The organism is Bacillus sp. TL12 (assembly GCF_022625245.1).
Classification (GTDB): Bacteria; Bacillota; Bacilli; order Bacillales; family Bacillaceae_G; genus Bacillus_A.
Genome location: NZ_JAJJBY010000003.1, coordinates 199779 through 212209 on the forward strand (window position 1 = coordinate 199779; position 12431 = coordinate 212209).

The window sequence follows — 12431 nt, forward strand, 5'->3', positions numbered from 1 at the left end:
AATTAAGATGAAACAACTTGAAGTAACATTAAAAGCTCCATTGATTATCATCGGACGGGACCCAAATTACTCCATTGAAAAAATGCTTGAAAGTGGAATGACATCTGAAGAAGCAATAAAGCTTGAAGAGATGTGGCAAGAACTTATTCACGAACTACTTATGCTCTCTCAAAATAGCCGGTATATCCTCGCTCAACATGCTAGCCACGGGATTGAACATGATAGACCAGATATTATTATTGATGCAGTTCATTCCGTACAAGGCGGTGAGAAATATAACATTAGAAACCATGAATATTTCAATTAAAGCTAGAAAAAAGGAAGCAGTTCTCACTGCTTCCGCACTCATCTATTCATAATCTTCCTCGGCTTCATCACCATCATAATACGAGTTTCCATTATTCACATATATAGGTCCATTGGCAACATCAACACGAAGTACCCATGCCCAAGGTACAGCTAAGCGTTTATGTAGCGCACGCCAAAATTTCATTGACTTTCTTTCATACTCCTGGAACTCCTGAAGTATATCTTTATAGGAGGAACCGTCTAACTGAACATTTGCTTCTAGTAAACGAGAATAGGCATAGTGCTGTAGTTCTAGTTCAGCAGCAGCTTCCATCTCTTCTGGTGTTGCCATGCCAATAATTGTTCCATCTGGTGGCACAACTTCATATACATTATGAACTTCAATGAGTCCTTCTGGATGATCTACTAACCCCTTCTCTTTCTCAAACATGTAAACAGCCTCCTTTATCACACATTTTTTTATGTTACAAAAGCATACTTCTCTAATAACCGCTCTCTTTCCTTCTTTTTTGATAAAAAATTACAAAATATTCAACAGATGACCAGATTATTGTACTGTCTTACTCATTTCCATCTTTTTCGCAGATATAAGCTTTTCTCCAACAAATGATAATTTATATACATCTGGCATCTCTAATTCTTTCCAAAAATCAAAACCGTATTGAGCATCAAAATAATTCATTATTAGCACCATAATATTCCCATGCGTTCCAATTACGATATTTTTCCCTTTATATCGCGTTAATATATGTTGTATACACTGAATTCCTCTCTTCTGCGCTGTATCATTTGATTCTCCCCCTTCAAAAGAAAAGTTTGGATTCCCCCATACTTTCATCATTGCTTTCTCAAAATCTATTACCGGCTCTTTACTTAATAGTCTCTCCCGTAAATCTTCTTCAATCTGTATGGATAAATCAAAATGTTGCGCGACTCCTTGAACGGTTTGAATAGCCCGTTTATATGGGCTAGACAATACAACTTCTATTTGTTCCTCTTTTAATAGATTTACCACAGTTTGTGCATCTTTCCATCCTTTTTCAGAGAGTGGTCGTTCTCTTTCTTCCGGGGTATATGTAGAATGGGCATGGCGAACAAAATATATTTGAGTCATGAAATTCCTCCTCCTATTCAATTGGTTCTATTAGAGATTGATTAATTCCTTTTGAAATTTTTCCATATATAGCAAACAAATGGGACTTTATAAAAAATTCCTTTTGTTTACATAATAAAATTATATTGTTGTAATTTTTTCGAATTCCTCACTCGAGAACAAGGGCTACTCTATCTCACACGAGGTCACCTCTTCATTTAATACAACCACTATATCGGACCGCTATTCATCCGTAGAACGCTTTAAATTTGCAGTCCAATCATGACAGACTCCTTAATTGGAGCAAGATCCTTAGCTAAATGTTCAGCATTCACACCGTAAGCAGCTTGGAATACATCTGGAGGTGTCATCCTAAGTATGTCTGACCCTTCAGCTGTTTCAAATTGATCATTATTGAAGAAAAGGTGTAAATGACCCTCTTCTGATACAGCCGTAATCCAGTGCCACCAGCCCATTGGAATAAAAACTGTTTGCCCAGCTTTCACTCGTTGACCACTCCCACGGCTGAAGTTAGTGGGCTTTCTCGCTCACAAATTCGGTAATTGAGTTGAAGTCACTTCATAAGCAACGTTTTTTTATCCCGTTTAAAAAATACATTTTCACATAGGCCAAAGAAAAGATTTGGTGTTCCAGAACTTTTCTTTAAATTTTTATTATCTGGAGCATACCCTGAATTAGCCATTCTATCCCTCTTTTCTAATCCCAGTATTCCATACTATTCGTATCATATGGAAGAAATAAAAATGGTGTGCCTATTTATTATCGTTTTTATATAACAAAAAAACATGCTCCAAAATGCCAGCATGTTTTGTGATATACTTCACATTGTTTAATTAAAAAATAAAACCATATTACTTACTATGATGTAACATTAAATCATCGAATTCTTCTTCAATATGATTTAACTTTGCAATCCCTTCTTTCCATTTATGGATATAACGTGATACTCCAACAACAAATAAAGTGAAAATAGTAGAAAGAATAATGCCATATACAATCGTTACAGTATGCATAAATTACACTTCCTTGTAATAGGTTATGCATTTATTATATTCCTTTTTCTAATAGAATTGTAGAATTTCAAGATTTTGTAACAAAATTGATTTTTCTAATTATACAAAAAATATTACCTGCTATTTCCGAAATTGTTCCATTTGTCAAAAAACGTTCAAAAAAAAGCCGTCGTAACAAACGACAGCTCATATATAGCTTTTAAATTATTATTCTATTGATTTTTCTTCGCTTCTATTTTTTCTTTTGCATTTTCAGCCTTATCTAATGCTTCCCCGACTTTTTTCTGTTTTTCCCTTGCTTCATCAATACTATCTACAGCTTTGATTACTTTATCAATGCCTTCTTCGTCTACTTTTTTCTGCTTTGCAATTCTTTCCTTTTCTTTTTCCTCAATGTCTTTTGCCTTTTGAAGCATATTTTCTGCGTTTGACTTTACGGCTTTCTCAAGAGTAGCATCCTTTTTCTTTTGTAATACTTGATTTGTATCATCTTTTGCTTCTAAATATTTACCATCTTTTAACGCCGATGCACCGTGATCCATTAGCTTGGCAACATCCTTATAGGATTTTGTTTCTTCCGTAAATTTTTCCTCTTCAGCCTTTTCAAACCACATAACTGCATCACTATATTTTTCATCTTGCAATGATTTCATCCCTGTTTCAATATACGTATCGTAGTTACTACAGCCAGCCATTAGAAAAAATAAACAAAACATAACAAAACTTATTTTTCTCATAATGTTTTTCTCCTCTTTCTTTGTTACACACTTTATTAAATGTATCATAGCTAAAACATACTTTCAAAAAGAAAACATCATCCAGTACATATAACTAGATGATGTTTTCTTACATATAAATATAATTAATTCATAAATTAAACCGACACATCTACTTGTTTTTTCGTTCTAGATTGCTTTATTCCAACAAAAACTACTAAAAGTAGCCCAGTTCCTAATATTAACATTACGATACTCGTTGGGAGTATATCCAATAAAACACCAAACAAAATCATCCCAAGCGGGGCAATTGCAGTAGCAATTGTTTCAAGTAGCCCAAAAACACGCCCTAAATATCCTGGATCTGTTGTTTTTTGAATATGCACTTGCATTGGGATATTTACTGCTATCATTGATATACCACTCAGAAGCATAAAAACAATATAATAAATAAAACTTGCTATCTTTGGAAGCGCAACGATTAATGGAAAAACGGTAAATAAACTTAAACTTGCAAACAAAAACAAGCTAATATAAATAGATCGAAATGGGTTATTTACTTCCTTACGAACAGACAAAACAATTGCACCAATTAACATTCCGACCGCCAACATGCCTTCTACAGTGCCAAGTTGTTTAGAAGTTAAATGTAAGTTTTGCACAATAATATAGGGAAGCGCAACAAAAAGTGCGCTAGAAAAAAAGTTTACCCAAAGAGCGATCTTCATAAGTCCATATATTTCATGCTGCTGTTTCACATATAAAAATCCCTCTTTTATACTCGCAAAAAAATCTCCTTTCTCCTCTTCCACTTCTTTTTTATACAAATCAAATACGATAAATAATTGTACAATAACAGCTAAGAAAAATGTAATTCCATTTAAAAGAAAAAAGGATGTAATGGGAAATAAACCAAATATTACTCCCCCGATTATCGGTGCTAAAATTCTTGATAATGAATCAGCTGTCTGATTTAAAGCACTTGCTTTTTGAATCCGCTCCACATCTACTAAATTTGGAATAGAAGAGGTGAATGAAACAGAGTAGAAACTTGCACAAATTGATAATAGTGCTGCCGAACTATAAATAAATAAAAGTGATGATCCAAATATAGTAGAAAGAATAAACATTGTGATCATTGTTAAACTACTTAATACATCCATACCAATAATAAGCCATCGTCGACTCACACGGTCTGCCACAGCCCCTGCAATCGGTCCACATATCATTCTTGGAATCGAGCCACAAATAAGCGTAACTGCAAATCCAACTCCCGATCCTGTCGTTTTTAAAACATATAACCCCATCGCAAACGTATAAATCCCTGCACCTAATAAAGAAGTCATTTTTCCAATCATCATTAAAATAATATTTCTCGTTGCGATTTTCATTCTTGGATCATTTTGACTTATACTCGCATCCGTCATTATGCCACTCTCCCCTTAAAAGTTAAATTGTGTTAAACTTATTATATAATCATTTTTCAATTTTTTACAACAAAAAGTTTAATTGTATTTAACTTCTTATAATAAAGGAGCAACTATATGGCTACTCTTGGTGAAAAAATCAAAGCATTACGAAAGGAAAAGCGTCTTACGCAAACAGAATTAGCTGGCTCAGAGCTAACGAAAAGCATGCTGAGTCAAATTGAAAATGGGAAAGCAACACCTTCCATGAAGACATTACAATATCTTGCTAGTAAGCTTGAATGTGAAGCAAGTTTTTTACTAGAGGAAGACAACGAAGAAGTAACAAAGCTTCTTCCAAAAATGGAACAAGCTATAAAAAACAATCAATTTGAGGAAGTGTTTCATACACTACTGCCTATCGTTCAAAAAGAGCTGCCACCTACTTTAAGTACAGCTCGTTTATATAAACAATTTATAAGCGTTGCATTTCATATGAGAGATTACAACATTCATTCCTATATTGAAAAAGCAGTAGAAATTTTTCAAAAGTATACTTTATACCGTGAGAGTACTCAAACTAGTTTAAAACTTTGTTATTTATTATTTGTTCAGAAAAAATATGAAGAATGTCTACAACTTCTTACTTCTATTCGCAAAGAATATGAAGAAAAACAATTAGAAATGGACCTAATTATACAAATAGAACTTTTCTTATGTGAAGCAGTGGTTTTACTCGCATACGGTAATTATGAGGGGTGCGAAAAAATCATCTTACAAGCCCTTGATTTCTCAAAAGAAAATCAAGTGTATTATAAAACAGACGAATTTTACCGAATTCTCTCTTACCAAAATGTACTAGTAGCTGATAAAGAGAAATATTTACACTATATAAAAAAATCCGAGCAATTTGCTATTTTTACGGAAAATACTTTATCCCTTGCGATTGTAGACATATTAAAAGCTTATTACTACAACACAATTACAAATGAATACACATTAGCCCTACAACATCTGGAAATGTTCAGAAAAAAACTCCAAGATGAACATCTGTTCCGAGAAGATGGTGCATATTACGTTGAAAAAGGAAAATCTTTATATGGTCTCAAACGATACGAGGAGGCGCTAAAAGCATTAGAGCGGGCAACAATTCCAGACTACATGTTCCATCCACTAGATCAAGCATGGATCATCACCGGCGGAGCTTACCGTGCCCTTTGTTATATAGAACTCAAAAATAAGAAAAAAGCGCTTCAAGAAGCAACCGAAGCCTTTCATGCGATACAAGAATTTCCTAATTCGACATTTACCGTGTTTATTAAAGAAACATTACAAATGATACAAAAACTTTAAACTCATCTCAAAATGGTATATTATCCCTCTTTTTTAGCAAAAATAATAAAGATGGGAGGAATGTAAATATGAATGTACAACGTGCAAAAGAGCTGTCCGAGTCATCAGAACAAGCGCATGTTAGTTTTCAAGGCCTACCTGTTATGATTCAACATGTTGATGAAAGCAATGAAACCGCCCGAATATATGATGCAACCAATCCAAAACGTGAGTTAACTGTTCCAATTAATAGTCTAGAGGAGCTATAAGAAATCCCACTTCAGCTTTATTTGAAGTGGGGTTTTTCTTTTGTACCGTATGAAATGAAAGGCCATCAATTTGTCTTTCCAAATATTTCTACTATCACTACACAAAAAAAGTGCATTTCTATTTTTTCAATATCTATCCCATACGGTACGTGATATTTTACAAAACATCTTTATACGCAAAAGACACACTATTCAATCTTTATGATATGATACAATCCATAAGTATAATTGGGGGGATACGATGAGGGATACAAAGCAAAGTAACAAATCTTATTATGCAGTCATATTCACTTCCCAGCTTTCACAAGACACGACTGATTATAACGATGTGGCTGAGAAAATGGAAAAACTCGCTAAGAAGCAACCTGGATTCATAGACATTGAAAGCGTACGGGATCAATCTGGCCTCGGTATTACCATTTCATATTGGGAGTCACTTGAAGCAATTAAACAATGGAGAGAAAATGCAGCACACACTATAGCAAGGCAAAGAGGCCGTGAACAATGGTACGAACAGTTCCATATGCGGATTTGTCTTGTTGAAAAGGAATATGACTTTCATAGGAAAGGTTTGTAACTTATGAATCAAAAAGTAGCTCTTATTGTTGTACATGAAATATACGGCGTAAATGAACATATGCAGGATATAATATCAAACTTCTCTTCAACACTGGTTGATGTATTCTGTCCGAATCTTTTACAACTAGATTCTCCTTTTCATTATGATGATGAACAAAAAGCTTATTCCCATTTTATGCAAAACGTTGGATTCCAACATGGAAAAGAGAATATTGAAGAAATGATTGAAACACTTTCAAAAACCTATTCGTATATAGGACTCATAGGTTTTAGTATTGGGGCAACCATCTCTTGGCTATGCAGTAACAACCCAAAAGTTCAATCTATTATCGGTTGCTATGGCTCTCGCATACGAGACTATTCTTATATGATCCCTACATGTCCTACTCTTTTAATTTTTCCAGAAACAGAATTGAACTGTTCCGTTTCCTCTCTTATTACAACATTACAAGAACAAAACAATCCATCTCTACATATAAAGCAGCTTCCAGGAGAACATGGATTTCTAGATCCTTACACTGTAAAATATAACAAAGAATCTACAAAACAAGCATATAAAATAATAGATTCATTTCTTAAAAAATCTATAATAAAACAAATGTATTAAAGGAGTTTTAATATGTCATTTACATTACTTTTGTTTGCTTTCGTTTTTCTAATCATTCTCATAACATTAGCTTTCATTTTTATCACTCTTAAAAATCAAAAATATTTAAACCGTCCTTATCGACATTCCCTTATTGTTATCGCTTTATTTCTTGGACATTGGGTTTTAGTTTTGACTAGTTTTTATACCTTACTTCCTGACAATGTTAGCGATTTCATTTTTCTACCAATCTGGTATTTTCTTTGTATTTTAGGGTTTATGGTTTTAGTAAAAGAATGGAAAAATAACCGAATCATTGCTGTATCTGTCGGAGCTTTTTCTTTTATTAGTTTGCTTTTTGGCATGCTATTACAAGGAATTTCGAAAATGTAAGTAGGTGCTGAACTTTGAGGATCTGCTCCTTTTCCTGAATGATACAAATAAATAAAAAGAGGAAGAAAAGCCTAAAATCAACTTCTCTTTCCTCTCGTTTTTTTATCGGATTGCATAGTTATAGAATCACAAGGTGTGTAATAAATTTGCGGAGTTGCTTTATTAACAAGCATTGTAAAAGTAAGTAGACCAATAATAAAGAAGATAAATAACGTTAACAGAACAACACCTATTGTTAAAATGAGCATAACACCACCCCTTTTAAAATCAAGATATTACACTTTTCGATATAATATGAGCGAAATCCTTGTTATAGGAACAAACGTAACAAAATAATCACAATCACCCCTGTTAATACCGTCCCTAATAAACTGCGTGTATAAATCGCAACCAAAAATGTTGGGATTGCCGCAATTAAATAATCCCATTGCATCGTTTTATTCATAAATAATACTTCGGCAAGAAGCGCTGCGAGTATTGCGATTGGTATATAACTTAACCATTTCAAACCCCATTCTGGAATTTGTATTTTACTAAATACAATGAGTGGTAATAGACGCGGTATTAACGTTACTACACCTGCTCCAACTAAAAGTAATAACACATCTAACCTTACTTCCATTTTTCAATCACCACCCCGATCGTTGCTGCTGTCAATGTTGCAATAATTACAGCTACACTTGCTGGAACAAAGAAATGTATACTATATGCGATTGCAATTGCTACAATTGCTACAGTGAGATGAATTCCTACTTTTGGATGACTACTCATTAACTGTAGAACAAATAATCCAATAAACATAACAGGTAATGCATAATCCATACCATATGTATGAGGATTTGGTATCCATTCACCAAAAATACCGCCAATAATATTCGCAATAATCCAGTTTACATATGCTGTCACATTTAATCCAAGCATCCATCGCTCACTTAAATATTGCTTTTTTGATGCTTGCTGAACTGCAAGACCAAACGTTTCATCTGTAATCTGCGAACCAATGATCATATTTTTGAAAAAAGGGACTTTCATTAAATATGGTGCAAGTGCAGCACTCATTAATAAATGACGTAAATTAACAAAAAATACGGTAAAAATAATTGCAGATGCTGGTGCTCCAGCTGCAAACATACCAGCGAGTATAAATTGTGAAGACCCGGCATAAATCAAAGTAGACATGAGCGCAATTTCTGCTAATGAAAATCCCGCTGTTTTTTCAATTACACCAGCTGCTATACCAATACTTAAATAACCCAGTACAGTTGGCAAACAGTCTTTCACACCTTGCTGAAATGTTTCATTTCTATTCATTGACATCTGCACTTCAGCTCTCGCCATTACTCTTCCCCCTTCGTTTCGTGCATTAAGCGTTTACCCGTTACAACGTGAACTAAATCTGCATTACCACGCCATAGTGCATCTAGTTTATCCGGACCAAATTCCTGCGTAATTTCTTCGACCATAATATCATGACGAACATATTCTGTTGCGACAAGAACTAATGCTGGATCATACGTTGTTACAGCCCATGAGGTACTATGATCTGAAAAATTGGCAATCAGCACCTCTTTCCCATCTCATGCAACAACTGTTAACTGTCCACCCATTCGCTCTTTCACAACATCCGGGGTCATATAATTATGATGAAAGGTTGTGCCAATTTTCGTTTGAGGTGCCCCGAAAAGTATTGAAAAAACATGTACACCAGCCTGTTCTTTTTTGTGAATAAGAGACTCTAGCTCAGTTACCTGCTGGTCCCATACAGAAATCCATAACTCTTCTTCTGCACGCTCAATCATGTTACTTATTTCCTTTAAAATTTGTTCATCCGTACGAATATGAGAGATTACATCTACTTGGCGCTCTTGCTCCAAACAATTTAATTTTTGATCAAGAAAATCAAATGATTTTTCAAAATCCTTTCTCATGCGGTTCATTAATTCAGTTGCCGATATAGGGACATATTTAACTGGTTCTGAAGGTACTAAATGCACTGCACCTTTATCCATTAATTTACCGAGTACTTCATAAATCATAGAACGCGGTACTCCCGTTTGCTTACTAATTTCATATCCCGTTGCCGGATAATGCTTTAATAAACCGATATACGCTTTACATTCATATTGCGAAAACCCTAATTTTTGCAATTCTTTCATGACTTCATCCATTGTAATCCCTCACTTCAATTTACTTCTATTTGTATTTACATGACAGCACGTACTTCAAAACGACGATTTTGCTTTCCCTTACTCTTTACTTTATCTATAACAAGAGTACCAATTTCATTTGTATATTTTACATGCGTTCCCCCACATGCTTGCTCATCAATATCTTGAATGGTTACAATGCGAATTTCTTGGATGGAAGTTGGTAGAAGATTGATTGCTGTTTTTATCATTCCTGTGGAGTTTTCTGCTTCTTCGCGGCTGATAAATCTAGTCGAAATTTCTTTATTTTGCTGAATCAATCGATTCGTCTCCGCTTCAATTTCAGCAACTTGTTCGCTCGTTAGCTCTTCTAATTCATTAAAGTCAATCCGTGCTTTATCAGGATAAATTTGATTCCCTGTACATAACGCTCCGTATTTTTCATATACAATTGCTCCAATAAGGTGTAGTAAAGAATGATGACGCATTAAGTTATGACGACGCTCCCAATCAATTTCTAACTGTACCGGCCCAACCTTGAGACTGGCTCCATCTTTCACATAGTGAACAATTTCACCTTGCTCTTTCTTTACTTTTACAACTTCAAAAGTATGCTCACCTTGTGTAAATACACCTGTATCACAATCCTGCCCTCCACCAGTTGGATAAAATATCGTTTCCCTTACAAATACTCTATCTCCCGCAACTTTTGTTACCTCTGTTTGACAGCTTTTTTTGTATGCATCATGTAAAAATAATGCTTCTGTCATGTTCTCACCCCTTTAGTAGTTATTGTTATACCTACTAATATAAAAAGAAAAAAACAGATAGTCAATACTATTCTGAATTTTATTTTAATTATCAAGAAATAGGCTATCTTTAAAACAAGATAGCCCTACTACATTTATTTCCATGCTAATAACAGCAGCTATTCCCTTCCTGTCTCTTACTAACCATTTATTCTCATATACTTATTTCAGTTTCTCATATTCTTTCAAAGCATTTTGTAAAGTTAAAGTTAATGGTTCTGGAAGATGATCTAATGAAAACCAGTCAATCTTACTAATAGCATGTTGTTCCATGTTTTCTGCTATCCCATTCGTTACTTTTGCAATATACGTTGGACATACCCAATGTGCTTCTTCATTAGGTAAAATGTGATTCGTCACACATAATAGCGACGTGAGTGTGATCTCTAGTCCTACCTCTTCTTTAATTTCCCTAATAACTGTATCTTCTACTGTTTCCATCCATTCTACTTTTCCACCAGGAAGACTCCAGTGTCCTTGCTCCGGTGCCTTCTTTCTCTGCACAAGCAGCAATTCTCCCTGCTCGTTTAAAATAAATGCCCCGACACGTGGGTATAATTGTTGGTTCATATTAACTTCTCCTCTTAATTAATAAGTTCACTTGATTTTAACATACAAAATAATAGAGCTACTTTCTATCAGCTTCATAAAAACCAATAGAAAGTAGCTCTCATTGTTTCATAGGTACTATTTGTTCTTTTGCATCCATTTTGCCATACTGATGTTTATTTTTCTCCAAATATTGTTTACACATATTCACAAAAGATGGTAAAGTTCGAATTTGATCAATATCTGAACTCTCAATAAACTGATTCATTTGATTTGTCATTTCGCGCATACTAGAAATCAGCTCTTCTTTTTCCTTCTTCAATCTCTCGTTTTCAGCACGCAAGCTTTGAAGCTCTTTCTGTATATCTTGTGTATTATCTTCCTTTATATGCCCAGCCGCCATACTTGAAAGTGTATAAATGCCTTCCATAAATTGATATAGTTCTTGTTTTTTTCCCTCTGTACCAATTGTTTCAAAATTATTAACAATTCCTGATAATATAGTAACCAGATTAACTTCTGTTTTTTCACCTTGAACCACTATACTTTCTACTTCCGTCTCATTCAAGTCCTGTTCTGATTCCTGCTTTTTCTTACGACCTGGCTTTCCCTTTTTGATGTTTTCAAAGAATAGCTCTTTGTTCTTTAACTTATAATACGTATTTTGCAGTTGGCTTTCAGTTTTCGGAAATAATTGCAACTGTTCCTTACTAATCGCCTTTGAAGTACCTGCAATATTTAAATGGTGCTGCTGACAAAATTGATACGTAGCATATAAAAGTTCTAATTCAGATTTCAACCACATGATTTGAGAATGTTCATATGCAAATAAACCACCCATTTTTTCAACATCTCTTTGAAAAGTTATCATTTTATTATATAAATCCATTAATTCTTCATACGTTACATGGAGTTCTCTCTCTATTTTTCTGCATTCCTCTTCTACCTTTTGAATATTTTTTGTTCTATTTGTAATATTTTTCAAAAGATCTAGTGCATGAATTGCTGTCTGTTGGTACATTTACATTCCACTCCCACTCAACATTTTTGCAATTTCAATTTCTTTTTTTCTCTTTTATAAAAATAAAAAATATTATAAAAATATTTTATAATATTTCTGAATTATTAGTCAAACTTATCTAAAATTGTAGAAATACACGAAAATGAATACTTTTTGGTTCTGGTACAAATATGACTTATTAAAGACAT

16 protein-coding genes and 4 pseudogenes are annotated in these 12431 nt (G+C 34.0%); 6 read left to right on the forward strand and 14 right to left on the reverse strand.

Annotated features, from left to right (window positions below; genetic code table 11):
* Positions 1-16: 16 nt before the first annotated feature.
* Positions 17-307: pseudogene (locus LOK41_RS04575) on the forward strand (alpha/beta hydrolase); the annotation flags it as partial.
* Positions 308-349: 42 nt separating this feature from the next.
* Here the strand turns inward: LOK41_RS04575 and LOK41_RS04580 are convergent.
* From LOK41_RS04580 to LOK41_RS04605, 7 genes and pseudogenes are all read right to left on the reverse strand, one after another.
* The gene (locus LOK41_RS04580; protein WP_241815456.1) at positions 350-739 is read right to left on the reverse strand and encodes a hypothetical protein; all 390 of its coding nucleotides are present in this window, start codon (positions 737-739) and stop codon (positions 350-352) included.
* Positions 740-856: 117 nt separating this feature from the next.
* A complete protein-coding gene (locus LOK41_RS04585) occupies positions 857-1423 on the reverse strand; it encodes a histidine phosphatase family protein (protein ID WP_241815457.1) in 567 nt (188 codons plus the stop codon).
* Positions 1424-1645: 222 nt separating this feature from the next.
* A pseudogene (locus tag LOK41_RS29235) lies at positions 1646-1911 on the reverse strand (cupin domain-containing protein); the annotation flags it as partial.
* A gap of 48 nt (positions 1912-1959) precedes the next feature.
* Positions 1960-2105, reverse strand: a pseudogene (locus LOK41_RS29240) (cupin domain-containing protein); the annotation flags it as partial.
* 169 nt (positions 2106-2274) lie between these two features.
* Positions 2275-2436, reverse strand: coding sequence for a peptidase (locus LOK41_RS04595; RefSeq protein ID WP_241815458.1), 162 nt, complete (start codon positions 2434-2436; stop codon positions 2275-2277).
* 212 nt (positions 2437-2648) lie between these two features.
* Entirely contained in the window at positions 2649-3173 is a 525-nt protein-coding gene (locus tag LOK41_RS04600; RefSeq protein WP_241815459.1) for a hypothetical protein, read from the reverse strand.
* Positions 3174-3310: 137 nt separating this feature from the next.
* Entirely contained in the window at positions 3311-4579 is a 1269-nt protein-coding gene (locus tag LOK41_RS04605; protein WP_241815460.1) for an MFS transporter, read from the reverse strand.
* A gap of 117 nt (positions 4580-4696) precedes the next feature.
* Here LOK41_RS04605 and LOK41_RS04610 point away from each other — a divergent pair, with 117 nt between their 5' ends.
* The 5 genes from LOK41_RS04610 (at position 4697) to LOK41_RS04630 (ending at position 7717) form a co-directional block, all read left to right on the forward strand.
* A complete protein-coding gene (locus tag LOK41_RS04610; protein ID WP_241815461.1) occupies positions 4697-5911 on the forward strand; it encodes a helix-turn-helix domain-containing protein in 1215 nt (404 codons plus the stop codon).
* A gap of 68 nt (positions 5912-5979) precedes the next feature.
* On the forward strand, positions 5980-6159 hold the full coding sequence (locus tag LOK41_RS04615; RefSeq protein ID WP_241815462.1) for an H-type small acid-soluble spore protein: 180 nt from the start codon (positions 5980-5982) through the stop codon (positions 6157-6159).
* Positions 6160-6400: 241 nt separating this feature from the next.
* Complete coding sequence (locus tag LOK41_RS04620; RefSeq protein WP_241815463.1) at positions 6401-6736, forward strand: antibiotic biosynthesis monooxygenase family protein; 336 nt, start codon at positions 6401-6403, stop codon at positions 6734-6736.
* Positions 6737-6739: 3 nt separating this feature from the next.
* On the forward strand, positions 6740-7345 hold the full coding sequence (locus LOK41_RS04625; RefSeq protein ID WP_241815464.1) for a dienelactone hydrolase family protein: 606 nt from the start codon (positions 6740-6742) through the stop codon (positions 7343-7345).
* A gap of 12 nt (positions 7346-7357) precedes the next feature.
* The gene (locus LOK41_RS04630) at positions 7358-7717 is read left to right on the forward strand and encodes a hypothetical protein (protein ID WP_241815465.1); all 360 of its coding nucleotides are present in this window, start codon (positions 7358-7360) and stop codon (positions 7715-7717) included.
* A 77-nt stretch (positions 7718-7794) separates the two neighbouring features.
* On the opposite strand, the gene LOK41_RS04635 is transcribed toward LOK41_RS04630, so the two are convergent.
* The 7 genes and pseudogenes from LOK41_RS04635 to LOK41_RS04665 all read right to left on the reverse strand — a co-directional run bounded on the left by LOK41_RS04635 (position 7795) and on the right by LOK41_RS04665 (position 12243).
* Positions 7795-7965, reverse strand: a complete 171-nt coding sequence (locus LOK41_RS04635) for a DUF3951 domain-containing protein (protein WP_241815466.1) — start codon at positions 7963-7965, stop codon at positions 7795-7797.
* A gap of 62 nt (positions 7966-8027) precedes the next feature.
* Entirely contained in the window at positions 8028-8339 is a 312-nt protein-coding gene (locus tag LOK41_RS04640; RefSeq protein ID WP_241815467.1) for an AzlD domain-containing protein, read from the reverse strand.
* Positions 8330-9028 (reverse strand): AzlC family ABC transporter permease, encoded by a 699-nt coding sequence (locus LOK41_RS04645; protein WP_481748794.1) that lies wholly within the window; start codon positions 9026-9028, stop codon positions 8330-8332. The genes LOK41_RS04640 and LOK41_RS04645 overlap by 10 nt, the downstream gene beginning before the upstream one ends.
* Before the next feature lie 26 nt (positions 9029-9054).
* A pseudogene (locus tag LOK41_RS04650) lies at positions 9055-9885 on the reverse strand (TrmB family transcriptional regulator).
* 35 nt (positions 9886-9920) lie between these two features.
* Positions 9921-10634, reverse strand: a complete 714-nt coding sequence (locus LOK41_RS04655) for an alanyl-tRNA editing protein (RefSeq protein WP_241815469.1) — start codon at positions 10632-10634, stop codon at positions 9921-9923.
* Between the two features lie 201 nt (positions 10635-10835).
* Positions 10836-11243 carry an NUDIX domain-containing protein gene (locus LOK41_RS04660; RefSeq protein ID WP_241815470.1) on the reverse strand — a complete coding sequence of 136 codons (408 nt, stop codon included), beginning with the start codon at positions 11241-11243 and terminating at the stop codon, positions 10836-10838.
* 100 nt (positions 11244-11343) lie between these two features.
* Positions 11344-12243, reverse strand: coding sequence for a DNA-binding domain-containing protein (locus tag LOK41_RS04665; RefSeq protein WP_241815471.1), 900 nt, complete (start codon positions 12241-12243; stop codon positions 11344-11346).
* Positions 12244-12431 lie beyond the last annotated feature (188 nt).

Bases quoted from the DNA above. Each gene is read 5' to 3' on its own strand.
- LOK41_RS04580 (WP_241815456.1), bottom strand. From the start codon at position 739: ATGTTTGAGAAAGAGAAGGGGTTAGTAGATCATCCAGAAGGACTCATT.
- LOK41_RS04585 (WP_241815457.1), bottom strand. From the start codon at position 1,423: ATGACTCAAATATATTTTGTTCGCCATGCCCATTCTACATATACCCCG.
- LOK41_RS04595 (WP_241815458.1), bottom strand. From the start codon at position 2,436: ATGCATACTGTAACGATTGTATATGGCATTATTCTTTCTACTATTTTC.
- LOK41_RS04600 (WP_241815459.1), bottom strand. From the start codon at position 3,173: ATGAGAAAAATAAGTTTTGTTATGTTTTGTTTATTTTTTCTAATGGCT.
- LOK41_RS04605 (WP_241815460.1), bottom strand. From the start codon at position 4,579: ATGACGGATGCGAGTATAAGTCAAAATGATCCAAGAATGAAAATCGCA.
- LOK41_RS04610 (WP_241815461.1), top strand. From the start codon at position 4,697: ATGGCTACTCTTGGTGAAAAAATCAAAGCATTACGAAAGGAAAAGCGT.
- LOK41_RS04615 (WP_241815462.1), top strand. From the start codon at position 5,980: ATGAATGTACAACGTGCAAAAGAGCTGTCCGAGTCATCAGAACAAGCG.
- LOK41_RS04620 (WP_241815463.1), top strand. From the start codon at position 6,401: ATGAGGGATACAAAGCAAAGTAACAAATCTTATTATGCAGTCATATTC.
- LOK41_RS04625 (WP_241815464.1), top strand. From the start codon at position 6,740: ATGAATCAAAAAGTAGCTCTTATTGTTGTACATGAAATATACGGCGTA.
- LOK41_RS04630 (WP_241815465.1), top strand. From the start codon at position 7,358: ATGTCATTTACATTACTTTTGTTTGCTTTCGTTTTTCTAATCATTCTC.
- LOK41_RS04635 (WP_241815466.1), bottom strand. From the start codon at position 7,965: ATGCTCATTTTAACAATAGGTGTTGTTCTGTTAACGTTATTTATCTTC.
- LOK41_RS04640 (WP_241815467.1), bottom strand. From the start codon at position 8,339: ATGGAAGTAAGGTTAGATGTGTTATTACTTTTAGTTGGAGCAGGTGTA.
- LOK41_RS04645 (WP_481748794.1), bottom strand. From the start codon at position 9,028: ATGAATAGAAATGAAACATTTCAGCAAGGTGTGAAAGACTGTTTGCCA.
- LOK41_RS04655 (WP_241815469.1), bottom strand. From the start codon at position 10,634: ATGACAGAAGCATTATTTTTACATGATGCATACAAAAAAAGCTGTCAA.
- LOK41_RS04660 (WP_241815470.1), bottom strand. From the start codon at position 11,243: ATGAACCAACAATTATACCCACGTGTCGGGGCATTTATTTTAAACGAG.
- LOK41_RS04665 (WP_241815471.1), bottom strand. From the start codon at position 12,243: ATGTACCAACAGACAGCAATTCATGCACTAGATCTTTTGAAAAATATT.